The 26,405-nt window shown below is 41.0% G+C and carries 25 protein-coding genes; 10 read left to right on the top strand and 15 right to left on the bottom strand.

Annotated elements, in window-relative coordinates; translation table 11 throughout:
* Window positions 1-45: 45 nt before the first annotated feature.
* From CWC14_RS13680 to CWC14_RS13655, 6 genes are all read right to left on the bottom strand, one after another.
* Complete coding sequence (locus tag CWC14_RS13680) at window positions 46-1,455, bottom strand: efflux transporter outer membrane subunit (protein WP_036983880.1); 1,410 nt, start codon at window positions 1,453-1,455, stop codon at window positions 46-48.
* Window positions 1,455-4,586 (bottom strand): efflux RND transporter permease subunit, encoded by a 3,132-nt coding sequence (locus tag CWC14_RS13675; protein ID WP_138563383.1) that lies wholly within the window; start codon window positions 4,584-4,586, stop codon window positions 1,455-1,457. The genes CWC14_RS13680 and CWC14_RS13675 overlap by 1 nt, the downstream gene beginning before the upstream one ends.
* 12 nt (window positions 4,587-4,598) lie before the next feature.
* Window positions 4,599-5,768, bottom strand: a complete 1,170-nt coding sequence (locus CWC14_RS13670; protein WP_138563381.1) for an efflux RND transporter periplasmic adaptor subunit — start codon at window positions 5,766-5,768, stop codon at window positions 4,599-4,601.
* Window positions 5,769-5,969: 201 nt separating this feature from the next.
* Window positions 5,970-7,259 carry a polyamine export protein PaeA gene (gene paeA, locus CWC14_RS13665; protein ID WP_036983877.1) on the bottom strand — a complete coding sequence of 430 codons (1,290 nt, stop codon included), beginning with the start codon at window positions 7,257-7,259 and terminating at the stop codon, window positions 5,970-5,972.
* Window positions 7,260-7,379: 120 nt separating this feature from the next.
* Window positions 7,380-8,081: a substrate-binding periplasmic protein gene (locus CWC14_RS13660; RefSeq protein WP_028834134.1), complete on the bottom strand. Its 702-nt coding sequence runs from the start codon at window positions 8,079-8,081 to the stop codon at window positions 7,380-7,382.
* Between the two features lie 98 nt (window positions 8,082-8,179).
* Entirely contained in the window at window positions 8,180-9,289 is a 1,110-nt protein-coding gene (locus CWC14_RS13655) for an arginase family protein (RefSeq protein ID WP_008464328.1), read from the bottom strand.
* A 412-nt stretch (window positions 9,290-9,701) separates the two neighbouring features.
* On the opposite strand from CWC14_RS13655, the gene udp reads away from it, so the two are divergent.
* Window positions 9,702-10,457 (top strand): uridine phosphorylase, encoded by a 756-nt coding sequence (gene udp / locus CWC14_RS13650; protein WP_008112319.1) that lies wholly within the window; start codon window positions 9,702-9,704, stop codon window positions 10,455-10,457.
* Here the strand turns inward: udp and cdd are convergent.
* On the bottom strand, window positions 10,446-11,375 hold the full coding sequence (gene cdd / locus CWC14_RS13645; RefSeq protein WP_138563379.1) for a cytidine deaminase: 930 nt from the start codon (window positions 11,373-11,375) through the stop codon (window positions 10,446-10,448). The genes udp and cdd overlap by 12 nt on opposite strands.
* 122 nt (window positions 11,376-11,497) lie before the next feature.
* Window positions 11,498-14,143 carry a phosphoenolpyruvate carboxylase gene (ppc, locus tag CWC14_RS13640; RefSeq protein WP_138563377.1) on the bottom strand — a complete coding sequence of 882 codons (2,646 nt, stop codon included), beginning with the start codon at window positions 14,141-14,143 and terminating at the stop codon, window positions 11,498-11,500.
* A gap of 120 nt (window positions 14,144-14,263) precedes the next feature.
* On the opposite strand from ppc, the gene CWC14_RS13635 reads away from it, so the two are divergent.
* The 5 genes from CWC14_RS13635 to CWC14_RS13615 all read left to right on the top strand — a co-directional run bounded on the left by CWC14_RS13635 (window position 14,264) and on the right by CWC14_RS13615 (window position 18,142).
* Entirely contained in the window at window positions 14,264-14,662 is a 399-nt protein-coding gene (locus tag CWC14_RS13635; protein ID WP_138563375.1) for a thiol-disulfide oxidoreductase DCC family protein, read from the top strand.
* A complete protein-coding gene (locus CWC14_RS13630) occupies window positions 14,659-15,384 on the top strand; it encodes an SDR family NAD(P)-dependent oxidoreductase (RefSeq protein WP_138563373.1) in 726 nt (241 codons plus the stop codon). The genes CWC14_RS13635 and CWC14_RS13630 overlap by 4 nt, the downstream gene beginning before the upstream one ends.
* An 11-nt stretch (window positions 15,385-15,395) precedes the next feature.
* A complete protein-coding gene (locus CWC14_RS13625) occupies window positions 15,396-16,004 on the top strand; it encodes a flavin reductase family protein (RefSeq protein ID WP_138563371.1) in 609 nt (202 codons plus the stop codon).
* 138 nt (window positions 16,005-16,142) lie between these two features.
* Window positions 16,143-17,363, top strand: a complete 1,221-nt coding sequence (locus CWC14_RS13620; RefSeq protein WP_138563369.1) for a M24 family metallopeptidase — start codon at window positions 16,143-16,145, stop codon at window positions 17,361-17,363.
* Between the two features lie 119 nt (window positions 17,364-17,482).
* Window positions 17,483-18,142 (top strand): DsbA family oxidoreductase, encoded by a 660-nt coding sequence (locus CWC14_RS13615; protein ID WP_138563367.1) that lies wholly within the window; start codon window positions 17,483-17,485, stop codon window positions 18,140-18,142.
* Between the two features lie 37 nt (window positions 18,143-18,179).
* On the opposite strand, the gene CWC14_RS13610 is transcribed toward CWC14_RS13615, so the two are convergent.
* The 5 genes from CWC14_RS13610 to CWC14_RS13590 form a co-directional block, all read right to left on the bottom strand.
* Window positions 18,180-18,953, bottom strand: a complete 774-nt coding sequence (locus tag CWC14_RS13610) for a substrate-binding periplasmic protein (protein ID WP_138563365.1) — start codon at window positions 18,951-18,953, stop codon at window positions 18,180-18,182.
* Window positions 18,954-19,064: 111 nt separating this feature from the next.
* A complete protein-coding gene (gene ppiC, locus CWC14_RS13605; RefSeq protein ID WP_138563363.1) occupies window positions 19,065-19,343 on the bottom strand; it encodes a peptidylprolyl isomerase PpiC in 279 nt (92 codons plus the stop codon).
* A 78-nt stretch (window positions 19,344-19,421) separates the two neighbouring features.
* Complete coding sequence (locus CWC14_RS13600) at window positions 19,422-19,841, bottom strand: thiol-disulfide oxidoreductase DCC family protein (protein WP_069439000.1); 420 nt, start codon at window positions 19,839-19,841, stop codon at window positions 19,422-19,424.
* 23 nt (window positions 19,842-19,864) lie between these two features.
* Window positions 19,865-20,389 carry a response regulator transcription factor gene (locus tag CWC14_RS13595; protein WP_069439001.1) on the bottom strand — a complete coding sequence of 175 codons (525 nt, stop codon included), beginning with the start codon at window positions 20,387-20,389 and terminating at the stop codon, window positions 19,865-19,867.
* Complete coding sequence (locus CWC14_RS13590; RefSeq protein WP_096039052.1) at window positions 20,386-21,624, bottom strand: sensor histidine kinase; 1,239 nt, start codon at window positions 21,622-21,624, stop codon at window positions 20,386-20,388. The genes CWC14_RS13595 and CWC14_RS13590 overlap by 4 nt, the downstream gene beginning before the upstream one ends.
* Window positions 21,625-22,003: 379 nt before the next feature.
* On the opposite strand from CWC14_RS13590, the gene CWC14_RS13585 reads away from it, so the two are divergent.
* Together CWC14_RS13585 and gloA2 are read left to right on the top strand one after the other, a co-directional pair.
* The gene (locus CWC14_RS13585; protein WP_036983864.1) at window positions 22,004-23,083 is read left to right on the top strand and encodes a ketoacyl-ACP synthase III; all 1,080 of its coding nucleotides are present in this window, start codon (window positions 22,004-22,006) and stop codon (window positions 23,081-23,083) included.
* Between the two features lie 80 nt (window positions 23,084-23,163).
* On the top strand, window positions 23,164-23,550 hold the full coding sequence (gene gloA2, locus CWC14_RS13580; protein WP_008464296.1) for an SMU1112c/YaeR family gloxylase I-like metalloprotein: 387 nt from the start codon (window positions 23,164-23,166) through the stop codon (window positions 23,548-23,550).
* A 27-nt stretch (window positions 23,551-23,577) separates the two neighbouring features.
* Here the strand turns inward: gloA2 and CWC14_RS13575 are convergent, their stop codons facing one another.
* Together CWC14_RS13575 and CWC14_RS13570 are read right to left on the bottom strand one after the other, a co-directional pair.
* The gene (locus tag CWC14_RS13575; protein ID WP_138563361.1) at window positions 23,578-24,939 is read right to left on the bottom strand and encodes a leucyl aminopeptidase family protein; all 1,362 of its coding nucleotides are present in this window, start codon (window positions 24,937-24,939) and stop codon (window positions 23,578-23,580) included.
* Window positions 24,940-25,022: 83 nt separating this feature from the next.
* Window positions 25,023-25,445 (bottom strand): hypothetical protein, encoded by a 423-nt coding sequence (locus CWC14_RS13570; RefSeq protein ID WP_013463120.1) that lies wholly within the window; start codon window positions 25,443-25,445, stop codon window positions 25,023-25,025.
* Window positions 25,446-25,549: 104 nt separating this feature from the next.
* Between CWC14_RS13570 and CWC14_RS13565 the strand changes: the two genes are divergently transcribed.
* Window positions 25,550-25,708: an oxidoreductase-like domain-containing protein gene (locus tag CWC14_RS13565; protein ID WP_076921669.1), complete on the top strand. Its 159-nt coding sequence runs from the start codon at window positions 25,550-25,552 to the stop codon at window positions 25,706-25,708.
* A 332-nt stretch (window positions 25,709-26,040) separates the two neighbouring features.
* Window positions 26,041-26,187, top strand: a complete 147-nt coding sequence (locus tag CWC14_RS19190) for a hypothetical protein (RefSeq protein ID WP_171036854.1) — start codon at window positions 26,041-26,043, stop codon at window positions 26,185-26,187.
* Window positions 26,188-26,405 lie beyond the last annotated feature (218 nt).

The following is a 26,405-nucleotide window of genomic DNA, read 5'->3' as shown; positions in this document are numbered from 1 at the left end:
CACGCATAAAACCTTTTATTGTTAACAGGCTTTATGCGTACTAATTTACTTAACGGTTGAAGTAGTGGTCTGCCAGCCGCCGCCAACCGCTTTGTATAAATTGATTTGGCTTGCAAGCACAGCTTGTTGGCCCGTGATCAATTGCTGCCTTGCGCTATACCAAGTTCGCTGAGCGTCAAGCACTTGCAAAAAGCTATCAACCCCTTTGTCGTAGCGCGCCTGCGATAATTCAAAGGTTGTCTTTCGGCTTTGTAATAACTCCTCAAGAGCCATTAACTGTGCGTTATAGCCTTCTCTATCCGCAAGTACATCAGCAACTTCACGAAATGCTTGCTGTATTTTTTGCTGGTACGTTGCTACAGCAACTTGTTGCTCTGCGTTAGCGACATCTAAATTTGCTTGATTTCGACCCATATTAAAAATAGGTAAATTTACCGATGGCATGAAGCTCCATGTGCCTGAGCCTGCATCAAATAAATTACTTAAATCACGTGATGCAGTTCCTGCATTGGCAGTTAAACTAATGCTCGGGTAAAACGCTGCACGGGCAATACCAATGTTAGCGTTAGCGGCTAACAGCTGATGCTCTGCTGCTTTTATATCTGGTCGCTGCGTTAGTAAATCAGAAGGTAAACCCACAGGCACACTAGGCAAGTCTAATAAATAATTTAATGACTTACTTGGCAGTAAATCCTCACCTACCGTTTTACCTACTAATAGATCAAGCGCGTTTTTATCGCGTTTCACTAAACGTTGGTATTTAGCAATATCAACTTTCGCTGTGGCTACCGTACTTTTAAGTTGTTCCAGCGTAATTTTAGAAGCTGCCCCTAAATCAACACTTTTTTGGGTTAATGATAAGGATGCTTGCTGTGATGATAACGTCTCTTGTGCCAACGCTAACAACTGTTGATCGGTCGCGTAATTTAACCAAGCATTAGCAAGCTCTGCAATTAACGACACTTGCATGGTGTATTGGCTCAGCTGAGTGGAATAAAGCGTTTGTAATGCTTGCTCTGACTGATTGCGTACTTTACCCCATAAATCTAACTCGTAAGCCGTCATGCCTACCGTTGCACTGTATTGAGAGCTTATTTGTGGTTGACCACTTGCTGATAAATCGCCGGGTAAACGCTGACGACTTCCTGATGCATTAAAATCCAGTGATGGATATAACGCTGAATCTTCAATCTGATACAAACCACGCACGCGCTGAACATTTAAAGCAGCTATTTGTAGGTCTTTATTATGTTCAAGACTTTGTGATATCAGTGTTTTAAGTTTTTCATCATTAAAAAACTGCTGCCATTTTAACGAGGACACCTGCTCATCCCCTGTCTCTGATGCATACGCATCAGGGACAGGTAAATTTAGCGCTTCTTGTTGAGGAGCTAACTGACATCCAGATAAAATTGCTAAAGTAAAAGCACTAAAACTGATTGCTCTTAAACTCATTATACTTCCTCCTGCGAGGTGGTTTTAGCTTTTCCTGAAAACAGTCTACGTACTAAAACAAAAAACAACGGTACAAAAATAACAACCAATGACGAGGCGGCAAGTGTTCCACCAATAATTGAAATACCTAATGCATTTTGTGCACCTGAACCAGCACTTGAGGCAATAGCTAATGGAAGCACACCACACACAAAGGCCATTGAGGTCATTAAAATAGGACGTAAGCGAAGGCGTACAGCGGCAATCGCCGAGTCAACTAAGCTTAAGCCTTCTTCCATTTTATGAATCGCAAACTCAACGATTAAAATGGCATTTTTAGAGGCTAAACCTATGGTGGTTAATAAACCCACTTGTAAGTAAATATCGTTTGATAAGTTACCCATAAAGGCGGCTACAATCGCACCAAAAATACCCAGTGGCACAATTATCATTACTGCAAATGGTACTGACCAACTTTCATAAAGCGCCGCTAAACATAAGAATACAAATAACAGTGATAATCCATATAACAACGGCGCTTGACCGCTACTTGAGCGCTCTTGAAACGAAATACCAGTCCACTCAGAGGCAATACCGTTAGGGAGTTGCTTGACTAAACGTTCCATTTCATCCATTGCTTGCCCTGTACTGTAACCTGGCGCAGCTGTTCCTTGAATTTCCATAGCAGAAAAACCATTATAACGCTCAAGACGTGGCGAACCATAGGTCCAATGCGAACTGGCAAATGCTGAAAATGGCACCATATCACCGCTATCATTACGTACATACCACTTGTTTAAATCCTCTGGCACCATTCGCGATTCAGCATCGCCTTGTAGGTATACTTTTTTTACACGGCCGCGATCAATAAAGTCATTTACATAACTACTACCCCAGGCTGTTGCAAGCGTGCTGTTAATATTAGCTTGCGAAACGCCCAGTGCCTGAGCTTTTGCAAGGTCTACATCAAGCTGGAGCTCTGGCATATCTTCTTGGCCATTAGGTCGTACGCCCGCGAGAATTGGGCTTTGGCTTGCTAAGCCTAATAACTGGTTACGCGCGGCCAGTAGAGCCTCGTGGCCAAGTCCAACACGGTCTTGTAAAAACATATTAAAGCCATTGGCTGTACCTAGTTCCACAATCGCTGGCGGCGGAAATGCAAATACAAACGCTTCTTTAATGGTAGAAAAATAGCCCATTGCTTTACCTGCAACTGCTTGCACAGATAAACCTTCGCCTTGACGCTCATCCCAGTGCTTAAAGTTAACAAAGGCAATTGCTGAGTTTTGGCCAGAACCTGCAAAACTAAATCCAGTCACCGTGAAAATACCATTTACAGCATCCGATTGATCGTTCAAAAAGTGTTTTTCTACTTTTTTAACTACTTCAAGCGTTTCTTCAGTCGTTGAGCCTGCTGGTAATGACACCTGATTAAACAAAATACCTTGGTCTTCATCTGGTAAAAATGCCGTTGGTAAGCTTGAAAAAATATACACCATACCCGCTACAATAAGGCCATAACATAAAAGATAGCGCTTAGATAAACGGATCATACGACTGACAAGACTTTGTGCGCCTGTATTAGTTTTATCAAATCCGCGGTTAAAACCACTGAAAAAACGACCGAATAACGAGCTGTTATCGTGAACATGGCTTGGTTTTAAAAGCGTAGCACACAACGCAGGTGTTAAAATAAGCGCCACCAATACCGATAGTCCCATTGCTGATACCAATGTAATAGAGAACTGACGATAAATAACACCGGTAGAGCCACTAAAGAACGCCATCGGAATAAATACCGCCGACAGCACCATAGCAATACCCACTAGCGCGCCTTTAATTTCATCCATTGATTTACGTGTTGCCTCAAGCGCAGAGAGTTTTTCTTCGCTCATTACACGCTCAACGTTTTCTACTACAACAATGGCATCATCAACCAGTAGGCCTATGGCAAGTACCATGGCAAACATGGTTAATGTATTTATTGAATAGCCAAACGTGTACAAAATACCAAAAGTACCGAGTAACACCACCGGCACAGCAATCGTTGGAATAAGCGTAGCGCGGAAGTTTTGTAAAAACAGATACATAACAACAAAAACGAGTACCACTGCTTCTATTAAGGTATTAACCACTTTTTCAATCGATAGTGATACAAAAGGGGTGGTATCGTAGGGTACAACAACGTCTAATCCCTCAGGGAAAAACGATTTAAGCTCTGCAATCGCAGCTTTTACACCTTCAGCTGTATCAAGGGCATTGGCGCCACTGGCAAGCTTAATACCTAGGCCTGATGCAGGTTTTCCATCGTAACGAGCTACAACACGGTAGCTCTCGCCACCTAGCTCCACACGCGCTACATCTTTAAGGCGAACAAACGAGCCATCAGCGTTTGCTTTTACTATAATTTGTTCAAACTCTGCTGCGGTTTGCAAACGGCTTTGTGCTGTTACCGTTGCATTGAGCTGCTGGCCTTCAACCGCTGGCATGCCCCCTAATTGACCAGCAGATACCTGCGCATTTTGCGCACTAATTGAGGTGCTAATATCAGCAGGGGTTAATTTGTAGTTTTGCAACTTAGCTGGGTCTAACCAAATACGCATAGCATATTGAGAGCCAAATAGCTGAACTTCACCCACCCCTTCAACACGCGAGATAATATCTTGCACATTAGATGAAACATAATCACCAATGTCGATATTGGTCATGCTGCCATCTTTTGATACAAAACCTAATACCATTAAAAAGTTACGTGCAGACTTAGCCACCGATACACCTTGCCTTTGCACTTCTTCTGGTAAAAGCGGTGTAGCTGTGGCTAACTTGTTTTGCACTTGTACCTGTGCAATGTCTGGGTCTGTATCGGCGCTAAATGAAAGCGTAAGCGTAGCCGAACCACTCGACTCAGACGTAGATGACATATACAACAAGCCATCAAGTCCTTTCATTTTTTGCTCTATAACCTGGGTAACCGTATCCTCTAGGGTACGAGCTGATGCCCCTGGGTAAGTAGCGGTAATGCTAATTGCTGGCGGTGCAATTGACGGGTATTGTGCTATTGGTAAACTTTGAATAGCCAACACACCTGCAAGCATAACCACGATAGCAAGCACCCACGCAAAGATGGGTCTGTCGATAAAAAATCGTGACATTAAAACTCTCCGTTATTGCGCTTTGTCGGCTGTTGCAGACGGTGAAACTTCTGAAGGGCTAACTGGCGCACCTGGGCGAATTTTTTGTAAGCCTTCAACAATTACTTTATCGCCATCAGCTAATCCAGCGGTAACTAACCAGTTAGAGCCAATCGTTCTATCTACTTTTAACACGCGGCTTTCTACGGTGTTTTCTTTACTTACAACCATCGCTGTTGGCTCACCTTTGGTGTTTCGGCTTACTCCACGCTGCGGCACTAAAATAGCGTCTTGTTTTACACCCTCAACCACTGAGGCACGTGCATACATACCCGGTAGTAATAACTTATCTGGATTTGGGAATTTAGCGCGTAAAGTTACCGACCCAGTGCTTGGGTCTACAGTTACTTCTGAAAATTGTAACGTGCCTTTAATTGGGTAAATAGAGCCATCTTCCATTTGCAGCTCAACGTCGGCTTGTGCTTTTGAGTCAACACTTAGTGAACCAGAAGAAATGGCTTTTTTAAGTTGAGTTAGCTCGTTGCTTGATTGCGTTAAGTCAACATAGATAGGGTCAAGCTGGGTTACTGTTGCCAGTGCCGTTGTTTGATTAGCACTTACAAGCGCACCAACAGTAACGTTCGATTTACTAATTTGACCACTAATCGGAGAAGATACATGGCTGTAATCTAAGTTTATTTGTGCAGATTTAAGCTGTGCTTTTGCTGTTAATAGCTCGGCTTGTGCTTGCTTATATGCTGCATCGGCTTCATCAAAGTCTTGCTGGCTTACCGCTTTAATTTCTAGTAATTCTTTATAACGCGACGCTTTAGATTTACTGCTTGCAATACTAGCCTCTGCGCGCGCAACGGCCGCTTTGCTGGCTGCGAGTTCTGCTTCAAAAATGTCAGGATTAATTTGATAAAGCGCTTGGCCTTGCTCAACCTGTGTGCCTTCTTCAAATAAGCGAGATTGAACAATACCACTTACTTGAGGACGAATTTCAGCAATTTGAAACGCACTAACACGCCCTGGTAATTCTTTTTTAAGTGTAATAGCTTGGCTTGTTAAGGTGACCACACCAACAGGTGTCGCTGCAGGAGCAGAAGCCTTAGGCTGTTCAGCAACCTGATCACAACCACTTAAAGCAACAGAACCAACGAGGGCCGAAAATACAAAAAAAGCGATGCGGGAACGCTGCATGTAAAATACCTTTTAGTTTAGAATGAACGATCATTCTAAACTAAAGTAAAGCAATTAAAAATAGCTACTGAGCAACATTTACACATTTTTACAATTGAATAGATAAGTAACACAAATAACAGCTGAGTTATTTAAGCAACACCCATAAAAAAAGCAGTCAATGAACTTTCATTGGCTGCTCTTAAGCTATGTTGGCTGTCATTATTCGTTGTCAGTATTAACTCTAGAGACTAGTAATTGCTCAATACGAATTCCTTCCACGTCCACAACTTCAAATTTAAAACCTGCAAATAAAACAAACTCTGCGCGTTTAGGAATATGTTTCATGGTATAGATTAAATATCCGGCCACGGTTTCATAATGATTTTGATCAGGAAATTCATCAATTTCAAGTACCTTCGCCAGCTCAACAATCGGGGTTAAGCCATCTACTAACCAAGAACTCGCGTCGCGCTCAATAATTAACTCTTCACTTTGATGAGTAATTAAATCGCCCATAAAACCTTTCATTAAATCTTTAACCGTAACAATCCCAACCACCAAAGCATACTCATTAACTACCACCGCAAAAGGATGTACAGCGGTTTTAAACGCATTTAACGCTTCAGATAAACTCAATGTTTCGGGCAAGAAAAAAATATCTTTATCAAGCATGTCATCGTTAATATTTGCCGCCTCACCTTTGAGTACTTGGCGTAAAATATCTTTAGACTCAACAGAGCCAATTAACTTATCAAGATTGCCTTTGCACACTAAAAAGTGATTGTGCGGGTGATCTATAATTTTATTTGCTATATCGTCGCTAGATTCATCAATATCAAAATAAACAATTTGCTCACGCGGTGACATAACGCTTGATAAGAAACGCGCTTCTAAATCAAATACATTTCCTATTAAATCATACTCTTGTTGCTGTAAACTGCCATATTCAGCACCAGCATCCATCATCGCAACAATATCTTCAGTGGTCACAATATCTTCACGTTCGCTGGGCACTTTAAACACCCGTAAAACAATATTGGTTAAGCCATTAAAAAATAATACCAGTGGCGTGAGCGCAAAAGTAACCCAGCGCATAATTGTCACCACCCTCACCGCAACGGCCTCAGGTAAAATCATCGCTAAACGCTTTGGGAGTAAATCGGCAAATAAAATAAATAACGAGGTAATAATTAAAAACGATAATACAAAGCTAATTTGCCCAAGTAATGGACCTTGATAAAACAGCTGTAGTATTTCTTGCATGTAAGGAGACAATGCTTGCTCGCCAACAATCCCGCCTAATATGGCAATCGCATTGAGCGTAATTTGGATCATGGCGAAAAAAGCCCCAGGCTGCTCTTGCAACTTTAAAACAGCCAAAGCATGCACATTGCCCTCGTCCGCCATTACTCTTAACTTAATTTTGCGTGAAGCGGCAATCGAAATTTCTGACATCGCAAATAACGCACTCATCAAGATTAATAACGCAATCCCGATTAAATCACCCATTTATAACTCCAAAATAATCGCTTTTACAAGCAAAAGCAGCTGGATTATAGACGCTTTTATAGACAGGGCAATTGATATTTAAATAATATTAATAACTAATAAAAATCAAAAGCTTAATATTTATAGTTTAGACTCATATGAAGAAAAAGCCGCGCTAAGTTGTTGCTTTACGTTATCGGGTAGATTTTTATTACAGGCGAAATATAAAGGGGCTTGATGGGCATTGATGGGCATGAGTAATTCGAGTTGTAATTTATTTAATAAATGAGATTGTTCATGGTTTATTCGCTGCGCTGGTATAACAACTAAATCAATACTCGAACTTCGGGTTTGGATTATCTTAAAAATATTATCAAAACTACTAAACAGCATTAAATTTTCGTTTTCTTTAAAGCCCTTTGAAAGTAAGTAATGATGACTGTAGTTATCTTTTAAAACCGCAATACGGTATTGCTTTGCCTGCTCTAAATTAGTTAAGGAAATACCTTTGCTTTTAAGGGAGTAAAAATTAGTGTCAAATTGGGCAAGCTTAGCAAACCAAATAAAATTATGTTCCCGCTCAGGCGAACGAGAAATAGAAAATATACAGGTTTGGGGATCTCTCAGTGCAATATTGTAAGCCATACTCCAATCGTTTACAGAAATTGAGTAATCAATACCTACGCTATCAAGCACTAATCGGACTTTATCGGCAGCATCACCTACTAAATTGTTATTCGCGTCCAGATACTGCGCAGGCGCGAAGTTCTCTGTTACAACAGTAAGTTTAGCCACACAATGATGGCTTACAATGAGCAATAATACACAATACCACTTAGTCACAATAACCCACTATATAAAATTTAAGATGTTACTTTTTTGGTAAAAGCAAATTTAATATAGCGGATTATTTACAAATAGCCAATTTTGGGCCTGTGGGATTAACGATTCATTGCTGCAATTAAGAATGCTGAAATTTTAGCGCCTTCTCTAAGCGTCGTCTCTGAGCTTGATTGCCCCACTAATGAGCTGTCGGTAAACGGCGCGATTTCCATCATATCTGCACCGGTTATTGGAAACTCATCGGCAATAGCTGACAAAATATCAAGCGCATGCTGTGGTGTTAACCCATTTTCTTCAGGTGTACCTGTTGCTGAAGCAAATTGAGCATCTAGTGCGTCAATATCAAAGCTTACATACACTTCATCAACCTTGTCAGCCTTTAGTTGCGCGATTGTATCGGCAGCAACAGCGGCTGCGCCACGCTCAATAATTTCAGCAGCCCAGTGCTGTTTAACGCCAAAGGTACTTTCCCAATGTGATTTAGGCTTACCACTTGAGCGAATACCAAATTGAATTAAATGATGTGGCGCGGGTAAAAATTCTAAAATATGGGTACACCAAGAGCCAAAACATAAATCGATGCCTAAACGCTCAACCAATAAATCGGTGTGGGCGTCGAAATGAATAATAGCCGTACGCTTACCTTGGCTACGCTTTGCTTTTAAGTACGCTTTTGTCAGCGGGTAACTAATAGAATGATCGCCACCAATGCCAAAAATGCCTTTATCTTGGAATGTTGCATAAAAGCTGTCACATACATCTTCGGTAATAGACAGTGGACTTACGAAATGATCGTTATTGTCATTGCCATAAAGCGCTTTTTGGCAATTGGTAATTGTTGCCTCGTTTAAGTATTTATCGTGTAATAAATGCGGTATTACGCGCACATCACCTAAGTCAAATGAACGACACTGTGTTTGCTGGTCAATTAAAGCTGAACGTAAAAATAAAGGCCCCCAGTTTGCACCGCGTAAAATACCACCACCACAATCAGAGCTAATCCCCAGCATAACCGCTTTGTGGGGTGAGTTAGGTAATTCATTTAGCGAGTCACGCCATAAAGCATCGACATTTTCAGTTTGACCATATAATTTATTTCTGAGTGCTGCTTTGCGTTCTTTTGCCGTATTAACCGTGAATACACCGTCGCCAGGTGCACATAAACAGTGTTCAACTTTATTTTTAAATGCTTGAAATTGTGTGCTCATTGTAAACCCTTTTTCAATCTGAATATCTTGTCTATTATTGAGTAGTTATGCAAAACGACGAACGCTGAATAAATTAAAAATTAATTGTCTGTGGTTATAAAAATCACTGAACGTTGTGTTTTGCGAGGTTAGGTCAGCGGCAAAACAATACAAAAACTACTAACTAACCTTATGAATATAAACAATTTAAAATTTAGCTAACAACTCTTTTGGCTAGCTACTGGTTTGCTCTGAGGTATGAATATAGTGTCTGAGCAAACAAGTCAACTGGCTCATTTTGTTAGTAATTTTAGCCATTGATTGAATATTCAGAGTTGATGAATAAATCAATACGGACATCCGTCCTGTACTTCATTTAGGTTTCTCGTAATCATGTTAAATTGACAACAACTCTTATTAAAAAGGCTTAGTTATGGAAAAGGTATTTCACTTAGGACTGTGTATTGATGATTTAAAAGGTGCAAAACTGGCTATTGTTCCAGGGGATCCAGATCGTGCAGCACGCATTTCACAGTTCTTAGATAATCCAACCTGCCTTGCTCAAACGCGTGAGTTTCACATTTATTTAGGCCAATTAAACGGCCACTCAGTGGTTGTATGTTCAACCGGTATCGGCGGCCCTTCAACGTCAATTGCGGTTGAAGAACTGGCTCAACTTGGCGTACGTAGCTTTCTTCGCATTGGCACAACAGGCGCTATTCAGCCGCACATTAACGAAGGCGATATTTTAATTAGCCAAGCCTCAGTTCGTTTGGATGGCGCGAGTCAGCATTTTGCACCGCTGTGCTACCCTGCTGTTTCTGATTTTTTTGCCACTCAAGCGATGGTAAAAGCCTGTGAAAACCTAAACATCGATTTTCATATCGGTATCACCGCTTCAAGCGATACCTTCTACCCAGGACAAGAGCGTTACGATACGCATTCTGGTTATGTTCCTAAGTCATTACAGGGTAGCTGTGAAGAATGGCAAAAACTAGGCGTGATGAACTACGAAATGGAATCGGCTACTTTATTTACTATGTGTGCCGCTCTTGGCCTACAAGCAGCCTGTGTTGCAGGTGTATTAGTAAATAGAACACGTCAAGAAATTCCTAACGTAGACCACGGCGAGATTGAGAAAAAATCGGTTGCCGTGGTACTTGAAGCCGCTAAAGTGTTACTTGGCTAATGTTACGCTAATAACCTCAAGTGTTGGCAAGCCAGTAAAGCTTGCTAACACGGCTTTTGCCACCCCTGATTGGTTTTCATGACCAGCCGTTTCTAATAACGTAACTGATTTAACTGTTTGCTTATCAAAGCTCAGTCCTGCTAAAAACAACTGACTCACAGCACTTTGTAATGGCGATAAACTCGGGCTGTACGCTGCATTTTCTGCATAGCTGCCATAAAAATCACCGTTTTCAAACGTACTTATTTTTACTGCACTGTAATTTTGGCTGTATGGCACATAAGCCGCTAAAGCATAGCTCATCAGCTTTTCATCAAGTTGTTTGTTTTCAAAGCAATTAGTTTGCTCTGCTGGGTTAAATAAGCTGTGCTCATTGCCTAAATCGGTTGGTCCAAATGAATGAGGTAATAACTCTGCCAATTTAAAGTTTTGTGCTGGCAGTAAAATATCAAGCTCTTTCGCATCAGCGAGTTCATTCATAAATTGACGACAGTACCCACATGGGACATCACTAATCGCTATTTTAAGAATTTTTTTACCGCCATTTAACCAGGCATTATTAATTGCAGATTGCTCACCGTGCACCACTAAACTAAGTGCTTGATGGTCAAACTCAGCGTTAGCGCCAAAGTAAAAAGTGGTGTTTCCTTGTGAATCAAGCCCTTTTACAATTGCGCCGACATGAAATTTGGAAATAGGTGCAACGGAAAACTCTGAAGCCATAGGCACTAAGCCTTGTAATAAAATATCTTCGCTGACATTAAGTTCAGTACAAAGTGCTTTAATATCGCTTGAATGTAAAATACCGCGTTGAGTTTTTAATTGACTACGTAGTGCTTGGGTTTGCGCTACGTTTAATGAGATGTGTGAATTGCTAAGTGCTGTATTATGTTGCACTTTAAAAGTTGCTGAAGCCATAATAGTTTTTATTTGTTCAATGGCCAAGTAGTGTAAAAGGTTGGCAAACGAAATACCAGCCTATTCAACGTAAAAAAAGGGAACACGTCGTGTGTTCCCTCTAAAACTAATCTAGTTTTGGATTAACCTGTATTACGCATACCCGCTGCAATCCCGGTCATAGTGATCATCAAGGCATTGTCTATATCATTTTCATTGCCTTTATCATCGCCACGAGAACGACGTAATAACTCAACTTGTAATACATTAAGGGGATCAGTGTATGGATTTCTAAGCCCGATAGACTCTTTGATCCAAGGCTGATCAGCCAATAAGCTTTTTTGTGGGCTCAATGATTGCACTAAGGTTATCGCCTCACCAAGTTCCTCTCGCAAGGCAACACCTAAAGGCTTATACATCTCTTCCACCAGCGCATTATCGTAATGCTCACTCAACCAGCTATCCGCTTTACTAAATACCATTTCTAGCATTTCTAAACGTGCTCTAAAGAACGGCCATTGCAAACTCATTTCACTTAAGGTTTCAATCCCATATTTTTCAAGCGCGGCTTTAAGTCCACTTAGTGCACCTAACCATGCAGGTAACATTAACCGGTTTTGACTCCACGCAAAAATCCATGGAATAGCACGTAAGCTCTCAACCCCTCCATTTGGATTTCGTTTTGCAGGCCTTGAGCCTAAAGGTAATTTTGACAGCTCCAATTCAGGTGTCGCCATTCTAAAGTAGGGCACAAAGTTTTCATCGTGGCGCACCACATTACGGTAATGCTCACACGACACATCGCTAATTAATGCCATCACTTCACGCCACTGTGATTTAGGCTCTGGTGGTGGCAATAAATTACTTTGTAGTACCGCACCTGCATAAATATTTAAGCTTTGTAATGCCACATTAGGTAATCCAAACTTAAAGCGGATCATTTCACCTTGCTCGGTTACCCTAAGCCCGCCTTTTAACGACCCCGGCGGCTGAGAATGCAATGCTTGTGCAGCAGGCGCACCGCCTCGACCAACCGTGCCTCCACGACCATGAAATAAAACCAGCTCAATACCGCGTTCATCCGCTAGTTGTACGAGCTTATCCATTGCCTCATATTGTGCCCAACCAGCAGCCATCATGCCTGCATCTTTGGCTGAGTCTGAATAGCCAATCATTACATTTTGGGTGTTTTTAATGTGTCCACGGTACCACTCGTTATTTAAAAGCGTAGTGATGACGTTGTGGCCATCGTTTAAATCATCCAAGGTTTCGAATAAAGGCGCCACAGGCAGTTCAAAACCACAGCCAGACTCTTTAAGTAATAGCTGCACTGCTAATATGTCAGAGGCAGTTCGTGCCATAGAGATAATGTATAAACCAAAGGTTTTTGCATCTTGCTGCGCAATAACATCAAAGGTGTCAAGCACCTCTTGCACTTCTGGACTTGGTTGCCAATGCCTAGGAATTAGCGGACGACGTGAATTGAGCTCTGTCAGTAAAAAAGCTTGTTTGTCTTGCTCTTCCCACTGATTGTAATCGCCAATACCTAAATGACGGGTTAACTCAGAAAACACATCGCTGTGTCTTGACGAATCTTGTCGCACATCCAGTTTTGCCAAACGCAGTCCAAAGCTATTTACTCGGTGGATCATATCCAGTAGTAAGCCATTGGCCACTACTTGCATGTTGCACTTTAATAAAGAGCGATAACACACTTCAATGGGGTGCTTAATTTGATTAATATCGGTGATTAAATCTTGAGATTCAGTGCGCTTATTTTTAATTTTAGCGCTTAAATACATCACTGTTTCAGCCACTTGATTTTTAAGCTCTTTAAGCACGGCTCGATAAGGTTCAAACTCTTGCCCTGCCAGCTTAATAAGCTCATCGCTGGCATCCGACATAGAAAGTTCAGCACACAAAGTTTCTAAATCACGCTGGTATAAATCCAGCGCCATCCAACGGCCATGATCGAGTACTTGCTTTGTCACCTCGGCGGTTACAAACGGGTTACCATCTCGATCCCCCCCCATCCACGACGTAAATTCTATCGGGCTGTAGTTGGCAGGTAGCTCAAGGCTCAAATGCTGTTTAACATGCTGGCTAAACTCACGTAAAAAACGGGGCACTGCATCCCATAAGCTATTTTCAATTACCGCATAGCCCCATTTAGCTTCATCAACAGGGCTTGGGCGAGAACGACGAATATCGTCGGTATGCCAGGCTTGGCTAATTAGCTGCGCAATTCGATTTAATATCGCTTCGCGCTCTTGCGCAAGGTTATCGGTACGCTCAAGTGATGCTAAACAATCGCTAAGTTCAACATGTTTATTAATAATAGTACGGCGAGTCACTTCGGTTGGGTGAGCGGTTAGTACTAAGTTTATGTGGAGTTTTGAGAGTGTGTCGGCTAAATGATTATGATTAAGCTGACCTTGTTCGGCCTTTGCTGCTAACGTTTTTAATGTTTGAGTGAGAGGATTTAGTTGGCAAAAACCAACATCATTAAAACGTGATACGGTATGAAACTGCTCTGCAACATTAGCTAAGTTTAAAAAATGATTAAATGAACGGGCAACCGGTAAAAGCTCCTCATCACTGAGCGCATGGAGTACATCAATTAACGCTTGGCGATCGGCTTCATTGCCACTGCGAGATGATTTTGATAAAGCCCGAATTTCTTCTACTTTATCTAAAATCTCTTGGCCTTGGGCATCTTTAATAGTTTGTCCTAATAATTGACCAAGTAGATTAACATTACCTCGCAAGGCGGCATATTGTTCACTCATTTCTAGCTCTCCTTCGTTTCTTGGAGACCTATTAATATCATTAAGCGGGAATATTTAATAGATCCATTTGCATCGCCTTGTCGTAAAAAAGCATATGTAAAATAAACACAAAGCGACAAAATGATCATTTTTTACGATGGCAATTGCCCCCTTTGCAATGCAGAAATGCAACATTTAAAACGTGCCGATGTTGATCATAAAATTACACTAGAAGATTTAAACGCTGATGATTTTAGTGAGCGTTTTCCCGCAATCGATAAACAAAATGCCATGGATTTATTGCACGCCCAAACTGATAAGGGGCAGATGATTTACGGCTTAGACGTCACTTATCAAGCTTGGCGCATCGTTGGAAAATACCGCTGGCTTAAAATAATTCGTTTGCCAGTAATTCGCTTTTTTGCCGATCATGCTTACACTTTTTTTGCAAAATATCGTCATCATATAAGTCGTTTTTTAATGCCCAATGCGCAGTGTAGTAATGGTCAATGCAATATCAAATCTAAAGGTGAAAAATGAAAACAGTGATTTTATTTGGCGCCAGTAGCGCCATTGCACAATCCTACGTAAATCATTTAAATCAGCAAGCAACACAATTTAATATAATTTGTGTCAGCTCATCGAATATTGAGCATAATGATGACAAGGTAACATATTTCCACAGCGACTACTCGGCGCAAAGCCTAAATGAGCTAACCCAGTCGTTAAAGTCACAACAAATTGAGCTTGCTCAGGTAATAATATTTAATGGTCAATTACATAACGACCAGCACATGCCGGAAAAAAAGCTCGAAGAAATTAACAGTGATTATTTTATGCAGCTTTTGCACTCTAATACACTTGTCCCCCTGCTGTGTTTGCAAAGTATAGTGCCGCTGCTTAATCATAAAACTCACTGCACAATTACTGCTTTGAGCGCTCGTGTAGGCAGTATTAACGACAATAAATTGGGTGGCTGGTATACCTATCGCGCATCTAAGTCTGCGCTGAACATGTTATTTAAAACAGCCGCCATTGAACTTGCTCGTCGCGCTAAAAATACCAAACTTGTTTTATTTCACCCAGGTACTACAGATACACAGCTTTCTAAGCCATTTCAAAAAAATGTGCCCGCAGATAAACTGTTTACCCCTGATTTTGTCGCGCAGCAATTATTTAAATTTACTTACGAAAACCCACAGCTAGAACTCAACGGCGAACCTGCCTACCTAGATTGGCAAGGAAACACCATAAAATGGTAAGGAACAAACACATGCATTTTTCGAAAGACCGCATAGCCGCACTTGAAAAACATACCCGTACACACTTTATCAACTCACTTTCAGGGTTTAAAAGTGCAAACTTAATTGGCACACAAGACTTACAAGGTAATACTAATCTAGCCATTGTCAGTTCAGTTATTCATTTAGGCGCACACCCACCACTAGTGGGCATGATAATGCGTCCACACAGCGTACCAAGGCATACATTCGAAAATATTATAGAAACAGGTATCTATACCATTAATCAAGTAAATAGTGATATTTACCAGCAGGCACACCAAACATCGGCACGTTACGCTAAAGATGAGTCTGAGTTTGATGCAACGGGTTTAAAAACAGAGTACTTAAACGACTTTAAAGCGCCTTTTGTTGCACAAAGCCGACTAAAATACGCAGTAAAATTTGTTGAGAACCAGCATTTAGCTGTTAATGGCACTGAGCTGGTTATTGGTGAAATAATGGATGTTTATGTCGATGAATCAGCACTCCAAAGTGATGGCTTTTTAGACTTACAAGCCATCGACACAGTTGCAGTTACAGGGTTAGATAGCTACCACACGGCGAATAAGCTCAATCGTTTACCCTACGCGAAAAAATAGCCCAAGGTTATCAAGTCCTTGGGAATGAGGGACTTGATAACTCCCCCCATTTGTTTAATCCCTTGTTCACTAATCGCAATTAATTTGAATTGAACGCGTTTAGCCTACACACTATGCAAAATTTTGTAGGAGAAATATATGACCACAGTTGGTATTGGTACACACACACCCGAACAAGCACTTGATAGTTTAAGCAATATGACCCACTCAATAACGCCAATTCAGGCCGATGAGTATTTAGTTCGTATGGCCAAAGCGCAAGCTTATATGCAAGCTAATAATATTGATGCGATATATTTAAATGCAGGTACCAACTTAACGTATTTTACCGGTATGAAATGGTACGCTAGTGAACGACTAGTCGGCGCTATTTTACCCGCCATGGGTGAGGTGCAATACATTGCCCCCCATTTTGAAATTGGCTCTTTAAATGGTTTTAAAGTCATTGATGGCCCAATACACGGCTGGCAAGAACACGAGAACCCTTTTGAGCTATTCGTTAAAGTGCTGAAACAGCTTAATATTAGCGACACCGCTACCGTGGGCATTGATGAAAGCGCACAGTTTTTTATTTTTGATGGCATCAATAAAGCCAGTTCAGGATTAAAACTAGTTAACGCACAACCTGTAACCGCACATTGTAGAATGCATAAATCAGCCAATGAATTAGCATTAATGCAATGCGCCATGGATATGACTTTAGCGGTTCATAAAGCCACCGCTAGTATGCTTTATGAAGGTATTAGCACCGTAGAAGTCGAAGAATTTATAAAAAAAGCGCATCAAAAAGTAGGTGCCCCGGGAAATTACTTCTGTATTGTATTGTTTGGCCTTGCTACCTCATTCCCACATGGTGTAAAAGATCCACAAATTTTGAAAAAAGGCGACATGGTCCTTATTGATACCGGATGCAAAGTACACGATTACCTTTCTGATATTACCCGCACTTATGTATTTGGTGAAGCAACCAGCCGCCAACGCCTATTTTGGGATTTTGAAAAAGCGGCCCAGTTAGCAGCTTTCAATCAAGCCGCCCTTGGCGAAACCTGTGAATCGGTTGACGAAGCAGCTCGCAGCTACTTAGCAGCTCAAGGCTTAGGCCCTGAATACCAAACACCAGGTTGCCCACACCGCACAGGCCATGGTATTGGCTTAGACATTCATGAATGGCCATACTTAGTGGGCGGCGATAAAACCCCGCTTGCCACAGGCATGTGTTTTAGTAACGAACCTATGCTGGTTATTCCAGATGAATTTGGTGTGAGATTAGAAGATCACTTCTATATGACAGATGACGGCCCGCGTTGGTTTACCCAGCCAAGCCACAGCATTTACGACCCATTTGGCTTGAACAGCTAACCTGAAAACATTCAATAAACGAGCAGCACTTTCGCTGCTCTTTTTATGTTCAATGATTGATAAACTAAACTTCATCCCAATATCCATTGTTATTAAAAAGCAATCCTTCAAGGATCCCTATGAAAAACTTAAAAATTGATATCGTCTCAGATGTAATGTGCCCGTGGTGTATTATTGGGTATAAAAACTTAGAAACCGCATTGGCAGAATTAAAAGACGAAATGAGTTCGGATATTACATGGCACCCTTTTGAGCTTAATCCAGATATGCCACTTGAAGGGCAAGACTTAAACGAGCACTTGCAGCAAAAATACAGCTTAACCGAAGAAGAAAGCGCGCGAAATCGTCAAAACATGGCGGATGCGGGTGAACGAGCTGGCTTTACCTTTAATTTTGACGGTAAACGCATCATGATCAACAGCTTTGATTTACATCGCTTGCTAATGTGGGCTCGTGAAGAAGGTAAGCAAACTGAGTTAAAACTGGCGTTTTTTGAGGCACACTTCACCGATTTAAAATATTTAAATCAAGAAGATGCATTACTGGATGTGGTAGAAAAAGTAGGCCTTAACAAAGACACAGCCAGAGAAATTTTACACTCAGATAAATACGTACAAGCGGTACGCCAAGAGCAAAATAACTTTAAACAAATGGGAATAACCTCAGTACCTACTTTCATTATAAATGATAAGTACGCGCTTACCGGTGGGCAGCCGAGTGAGTCATTTATTCAAGCGCTTAAGCAAATAAGTGAAGAAGAAGCCAAGCAGGAGCAATAATTTTTCGGGTTAGGCTACATTTTGCGGCCTAACCTTATTAATTTTTTAAGTTAAACACCCGTCTGTTATTTAAATTAAGCCCGTCCTCAACATCACGATAATAGTGCTCATAAAGCGCATTTAACTCGCCGCTATCTGCTAACTTTGTTAAGCCTTGCTCTAATAACTCAATGATTGCTTTGTTATTTTCGTTTGCGTAAAAGTAATAAAAATTATCGTATTGCAGCATAATATGAGGCTCAATAACAAAGTTATACTGAGGATGTTTACGTATTTCGGCTTTTATAGCAGTTACTGAACGCGGAAAATAATCGCCAAGTCCTTCATCTAACGCTTTTAACATGCTTTCATAACTCAAATCACCATTAACTGTTAAGCCATTGTTCTTTAATACATAATAATCAGACCAACTTTGCTTTTGTAAGGCTATGAACGGCTTTAGTTGTTCAAGGGTTTTTATATCTGAAAATTCGTCCAACCGGCTTTGTTTAACCATGAGCAAGCGCTTTGAATGCAGCCCATTATAAATAGGATAACTTGTGTGGATTAAATATCTTTGCTCTGCGAGGGCGCTTGGCATAGTTAACCAAGCTAAATCAACATCACCGTTACGTTTGAGCTCTTGCAAAATCCTCTTAGTATTCATTGGCTCAATGCTGTAGGCAATATTGAGCTTTATATTAACCTCTGCAAAGCTCTTTTCTAATAACGTTAAAATATAGTAGTTTTTTGGTATGCCTTGGATGCTTGGTTTGCCAAGCTTAAGGGTGATCGTTTGCTCAGTGCGACTGGCAAACAATGACACTGCCATTAAAATCAAACTGCAGCATAAAATAATAAGCTCATAGTTATTCCAAGTTGCTTTAGCATGTAACAAACTGAACAAATAATAAGTATAGCGGCAACTTAAAATTGCGTTAGTTTATGTGCGATAAAGTACCTTAATAACATGCCAACCAAATTTCGTTTTTACTAAATGCGGTTCTAAAATTGCACCACTAAAGGCCACCTTATCAAACTGTGGAACCATTTGACCTCGTCTAAACTCACCTAAATCACCGCCTTTTTTACCCGATGGGCATGACGAATACTTTTTAGCTAAAGTTTGAAACTTTGCGCCTTTGTCTAATTGCTTGATGATGTCTTCTGCAATCTCTTTATGTTTTACTAAAATATGCAGTGCGTGCGCCGTATTTGCCATGAAAGTGCCTTTTTAATGCTTAAATTTAAACGCCGCGATTTTAGCACAGCCAATACATTCAGGCATCTATTAAAGCACTTATAAATAGTGGGCTTGGTCTTGCTTTGAAGGGATCCTGCAATAGTGATATTTACCAAATAAGGTATATCGATTTGATGCAATTTTATCATAAAGCCAATTGTTAAAACGATTTGGCAACACACTAAATATACCACTAAGTTTCCACGGATAGCCTAGCTGTTTAATCACCTCAAAAAATGCATGGCTTTGTATAAATGCTTGAGCGTTTTCAATGTAAACCATAGAGGCAAAATCAGTTGTCGAATAGCCAAAGTGCATTAATATTTGCTGCCCTTTTGGCGATTGTACACTGCACAGTTTAAACATGGCCTGAGGGTCTTGAGCAATAATAAAATTACACCACGCACTACAAAGCTTGCACTGGGCATCGAACAGTATAATTTTTTGGCTTTTTATTAGCGCGGCGGTATGGGTCATTAATTGCTTGCTCAAGTGAGGGCTTATTGCTGCACAGGTTTTTTTTGTAGCTTGCGCTGCAAAGTGCGTCTATGCATATTAAGCTGCCTTGCAGTCATTGATACATTACCGTTGTTACTGTGTAATACATGTTGAATATGCTCCCACTCTAAACGCTCGGGTGACATAATCTCTTCAGGAATTTCGGTTACTGTCGATACCGGCTCTACTTTTAGCGCTTTTAATAAGCTTGCCATATCGACAGGCTTAGTTAAATAGTCATTAGCGCCCAAGCGCATCGCCTCTACGGCTGTAGCTATACTTGCAAAGCCGGTAAGCAATACAATATGCGCCTTGGGTAACAAGTGTCGCAGCGGTGCAATAAGCGCCAGCCCATTTTCATCTGCTAACTTCATATCTAATAAAATACAATCAGGTTGCTGCTGGCGAGCCCTAAGTAAGGCCTCTGTTTGGTTATGTGCAACCTCACAGTTAAAGCTGTGTTTTGTTAAGCGCCTTACCAAAGTGGTAGCAAGGTTAATGTCATCTTCAATAATTAGCAACTTCATAGCGCCGACTCGGTTATTAATAGTGGCATTTGTATCTTGGCCACCGCTCCACCATCGGGGTGATTATAAACAGTTAACGAACCATTTAAACGCTCAAACGTGACATTTGATAGCATAACCGCTATTCCCATGCCTTGCTCGCTGGGCATGAGCTGCCCGCCTAACTCCGCTAACTCGGAGGATAAAAAACCAGCGCCAAAATCCCGAATAATTAACGCAATACTTTGCGCATCTGGCTGTTGCCAACTCAACTCTAATTGCATTTGGCCTTTTTTTTCGTTAGCAAGTGCTGCATTTTGTAATAAGTTTAAAATAGCAGGTAGCAGCATGGCATCACTTTTTAATGTGGCTTTAGGCGCCTCATTAAGCCAGTTTATTTGTTGATTAGGGTATTGTAATAGCAACGTATCATGAATTTGATTTTGCAGCTGCTCTGCTTTTATAGGTATTTGCGTGTTTTTATCTCGTAGCTGCATAGAGAGCTTTCTAAAATCATTAAGCTGAGTGCGGCATTGCAGCAAGGGTGATTGCATTTGCTGAATAATTTCATTGTTGGGATGCTCTTCTACAAGCTCTTCAAACAATAATTGTAAATTAGCAATAGGCGTTGCTAATTGATGAGTAATTTGCGCCGCTGCGCCATCGAGAGTAACCAGTTGTTCACTACGCAACTGTTTCTCTCTAACTTTAGCAATAGTGCGCTCACGTTGTTGTAAAGCACGGTTCATTGCACCAATAACCAACGCAATCACGCAGGCACTGATAACAAAATTAACCCACATGCCAATAAAGTGGCCACTCATGTTCATTTGGTGCATGCTATGCTCTGGCATTTTAATCAGTAGCATGCTGTAGGCAGCGATAGCCAGCACAGCAATATAGGCAAGCCCACGAGCGCTCAATGTAATTGCCGCTATCATAATAGGTAACAATAATAACGACACAAATGCGTTAGTTGCACCGCCACTTAAAGACAACAAAATAGTTAAAAAAAGTACGTCAGCGGTCAGTTGCATCAGCATGCCAACAGGCTTTGCTTGGCTAACATTTCTATAAGCAAAGATACTTGCTAACTGAAAAACCGCCTCAAGCGTAATAACGGCTAGCAACGGCATGAGCGCAATTTGATGCTCTAATAAAAAATAAACGCTTAACACTGCAATAAGCTGCACAGCAATGGCGCCACTGCGCAGCATTAATAACCGGCTAATAGCAGGATCGGTTTTAATTAACACAATAAGATTCACCTGATTGAATATACATTGCTTTGTTATCCATTATAAATAATGCTTTTTAAGTAATGATTTCATAATAAGCGCCTCATATTAGCTGCTCACTCAGCCGCACTCAAGCATATATGGTCAACAAAGTATTTGTATTCTATTAAGCTTAGAAAGCCTATGAGCTATTGTGTAAAACAGGCACAATCATTAAAAGCTTTTAATTAACACAATAAAAACAAGTCAATTACCTTTAAGCAAAAATGCAGCAAATAGTCCGTAAAATAGCAGTAATTACTAAGCAAACCATGCTATAAACTAGTGTTAACAGCTAATTTTTGATATAACGTCCTCATTAGACGAACACGTCATACCACTTTTAAGAGAACACACTATGCCTTACGCACATATCACTGGTTGGGGTAAATGCATTCCACCAGCAAGCATCAGCAACGACGAAATAAGCGAAATTGTAGATACAACCGATGAGTGGATCACCACACGCACAGGTATCAAGGCACGAAGAGTTAGCCATGTAAGTACTGCTGAACTTGCTAGTGTGGCTGCAAAACATGCCATTGCTTGTGCTGGCGTAGATGCAAAAGATATCGATTTAGTTATTTTAGCAACGTGCACCCCCTCAACAGTCGTTGCAAACACCGCCTCATTAGTACAAAAAAATATTGGTGCCACAGGCGCTGCAGCCATGGACACCAACGCGGCATGTTCTGGTTTCTTATATGCTTTACAAGCTGCGACAGCGCAAATTCAAGCTGGCATGATCAAAAAAGCCGTCGTTATCGCGGCTGAGCGCATGACGTGGTATGTAAACTGGGCACGACGCGACAGCGCAGTATTATTTGGTGATGGTGCCGGTGCCGTTGTGCTTGAAGCAGCAGAAACACCTGCAGGCTTATTAGGGACTAAAACCGGTTGTGACAGCGAAGATCGTGATATTTTACACATTACTAATTTTGGCAGTGATTTAAATAAATATGAGCCAATTGGTCCATCAGACCTTTTATTTGAAGGCCGTGAAATATTTAAACGTGCCGTTAAAGGCATGAGTGAAGCCTGTGACGACGTGCTTGAACAAGCCAATCTTAAGTTAGACGATATCGATGTACTAGTTCCGCATCAAGCCAATCTACGCATTATTCAAGCTATTCAAAATCGCTTAAAAGTGGATGACGAAAAAGTAATGGTCAATATTGGTGAATATGGCAACACCTCTGCTGCCACCATTGCAATTGCATTGTGTGAAGCCGTTGAGCAAGGCTTAATTAAACCGCATGCAAATATTATGTCGGCGGCATTTGGAGCTGGCCTTACTTGGGCGGCAAGCTATATAAAATGGGGCGAGCGAGTAACGCCTATTGCACTTAGTGATGCTAAGCTTCCACCGTGTAATAAAACGGGTTTAGAGCTTGTTGCACCGGCTGTAAAAGCGTGTAAAGACGCAGAGCCTAGCTAAAAGCTAATATACAACCATGCACATGTATTGATAAACAGCGCACTGCTTTTAGTGCGCTTTTTGCTTTTTAAGGAAAATATATGCAACTACTAGGCATTCATCATGTAGCCATCATTTGTAGCAACTATCCACGCTCTAAACATTTTTATAGTGAAATATTAAAACTCACGATTATTAATGAGCACTATCGTGCACAGCGTCAGTCTTACAAACTCGATTTAGCTTTACCTGATGGAAGTCAGTTAGAATTATTTTCGTTTAATGATGCGCCAAGTAGACCAAGCTACCCCGAAGCTCAAGGACTTAGACATTTAGCATTTAAAGTTGGGTGTATTAATACTGCTAAACATTATTTAGAGTCACACAATGTCATCGTCGAAAATATTAGAGAAGATGAAATAACCGGCAAAAAATTCACCTTTTTTGCCGATCCAGATGGCTTACCCCTTGAGTTATATGCACTTTAACATCTAATAACTCAAGGTATATTTAATTTAGTTAAATCGATTTTGTAGGTAAGTAAATACTGCACGAATACCCAGTGCCTCACCACCAGCTGGACGCCCAGGTAATGCACGTAAATTCCATGCCATTACGTCAAAGTGAACCCATGGTGTATTTGGCTCTACAAACTCTTTCAAATAAAGCGCAGCGGTTATTGCGCCACCAAATGGCGTACTTGCACAGTTAGCCATATCAGCCACATCGCTTTTCAAAAATGGTTTGTATTGCTCGAATAACGGCAATTGCCAAACAGGGTCGTTAACTTGCATGCCCGAGTCCATAATGGCATTTGCTACAGCGCGATCCGTTGAGAAAAAACCTGGTAGCTCTGTACCTAAAGCAACGCGGCACGCACCGGTTAATGTGGCAAAATCTATGATTAATTCAGGATCATCGTTTTGTGCTTCGCTTAAAGCATCACACAGTACTAATCGCCCTTCTGCATCGGTATTGTCTATTTCGACCATAATACCTTTACGGGTTTTTACTACATCGCCAGGGCGAAATGCATTACGCGAAACAGCATTTTCAACCGCAGGCACTAAAACACGAAGGCGTATTGGTAAGTTAGCGGCCATAATTAGCTGAGCCAGGGCAATAACATGCGCGGCCCCACCCATGTCTTTTTTCATGTTGCGCATGCCTGAACTGGGCTTTAAATCAAGTCCACCGGAATCAAAACACACGCCTTTACCGACTAACGTAATTTGTGGCGCATCGACTGCCCCCCATTTCAAGTCAAGTAATCGTGGTTTATTTTCACTCGCGCGCCCTACCATATGAACAGTTGGGTAATTTTGCTCTAATAACTCATCACCTATCCACTGCGAAAATTCACCGTCGAATGTATCTGCTAGGTCACTCATGACTTGTGATAAGTGCTGCGGCATCATATCGGCAGCTGGGGTATTAACTAAATCGCGTGCTAAATTAATGGCATCCGCTTGTTGTTTTACTTGTTCATATAATGTTTTATCAGCAATACCAAGCTGAGCTTTAGCGGTGGCTTTTTGTTTGTATTCACTAAACTCATAACCACCTAACACAAAGCCTAAAGCAAGTTGAGCAACTAAAGACTCATCACCTTGAATTTGATAACAACCCGCAGGTAATTTACTGGCAAGCTCGCCAGCAGCCCAAAAATCATCAGCGCTTTGCATTACACAAAATACCTGACTTAGCTCGCCCGTTTCTGGATTTGGTACTAGTGCGAGTCCTGATTTTTCAAAATCTGTGTTTGCTAGCCAGCGCTGTACAAAACTCGGTTGCTGCGTAAGCCAATCGGTTAGTTCGTTTTTAACGATAAATGATAGAGGAATTCCTGAAGAGGTATGACGAAGTAAAGCACTCATTAAATGACTCACATAATAGAAAATGATGCCTTAGCATAACAATAAGCACTATTAAAAGGTATAGCTAATTATGTTCTGCTAGCTTACTTCTTCTTTGAGGGCGTTGAGTCTTGCTCTTGGTTTTGTTGAGCAATTTCTTGATCAATTTCTTTAATCGGCTTATTCATACTAAAAGAACTCGGCAATACATCAACCCCTACTAACTGACCTAGTTTAACAACCAGTGGAATAGTTAATGGTGCAAACGGTAATAACGCAAAAACGCCTAGCCCTAGTCCTTTTAATATATCAACAAACTGCTCGTTGGCGCGTTTTAGTTCTGCTTTATTTGTTTGCCCTTGGGTATAACGCCTATAAATTATTAGCATTTCTTTGGTTTCTTGCCTTTCTTGGGCAAGCGCAATTTTAAGCGCGACCATAGCACGACGAAAGCGTAGTTGTTGTCGCTTTTTACTTATTTTAGCAACCCGCCAGGGCGCACGATGGATAACTTTATATAATCGCATAGCCTGTATTCTCACACAGCGCTTTCAGTTCACAAAGAATAATTTACACGCTTTATTCAATCATTTATTCTTAATGTTCATTTTCCTCAGTTTTAATTAAAAACATGCAAAAAAACATACCCAACACTAAACCCGAAAGGCCAAAATCTGATGAGTGCTGCGGCGGCGGTAGTTGCTGTCCATGTGTATGGGATGAGTACAAAGAAAAACTTGCACAGTGGAAAAAACATCATGGTGAAAATATCAATAGCAAGTCAGTTTAATTCAATAATAGAAAGTAGCTAAAATAGCTTATTTAATTAATAAACTATGTATCAATGCCTGCTTTACCCCCTTTCCCTGCCCTACTTATGATTAACTCTGCGTTATTTTTAGATAAACCATTTGTTTCAACTTGTTAAATAGTAGTTAACTACCCATTACCCTCTTTAGTTTTTTTATCTATAGTCTATTTCGAGGACTCACAGGAGGTGCGCTTAGTTTATTAAGCTTTTAGGAGTGAGTTAGCAATATCTGCTCCCCATTGAATGTGAACCGTCCACAATAAAGTCATTAAATAGACTATACAAATCAATTCTAACTGGGGATATTTAGAATGAAATTAAAAAGCAATGCGCTTCAACAGGCCATCAAATTTGCTCTAGCAACAACAGCCGCAGGCTTATTTGTTTCTGGTTCAGCAATTGCTCAAGAAGAGCAAACCGAAGTTAAAGTTAACAAAAATATGAACAACTCCCACTAAACGCTGCGCGTTTTGAAGGAGTTTCAAAAAGAAAGCCTAAGCTACCTTTTTAGGCTGGTTCCCAGCCTGAATACCTAACGCCCAGTTTAAGTTAACTTGCGCACTGGCTACATCGCGGGGCTTCTCAAATGCACAATCGCATGAGTGCCAGCGGTCTGCTATGGTTTTCTAATTCTTAGCTACGCAGTATGTGCAGGTTTGAATTGTCTTAACTTGCT

The organism is Pseudoalteromonas sp. S3260 (assembly GCF_005886925.1).
Taxonomy (GTDB): domain Bacteria; phylum Pseudomonadota; class Gammaproteobacteria; order Enterobacterales; family Alteromonadaceae; genus Pseudoalteromonas; species Pseudoalteromonas tetraodonis.
Note: the sequence above shows the minus strand (reverse complement) of the source record. Positions and strands in the feature narration are given on the sequence as shown.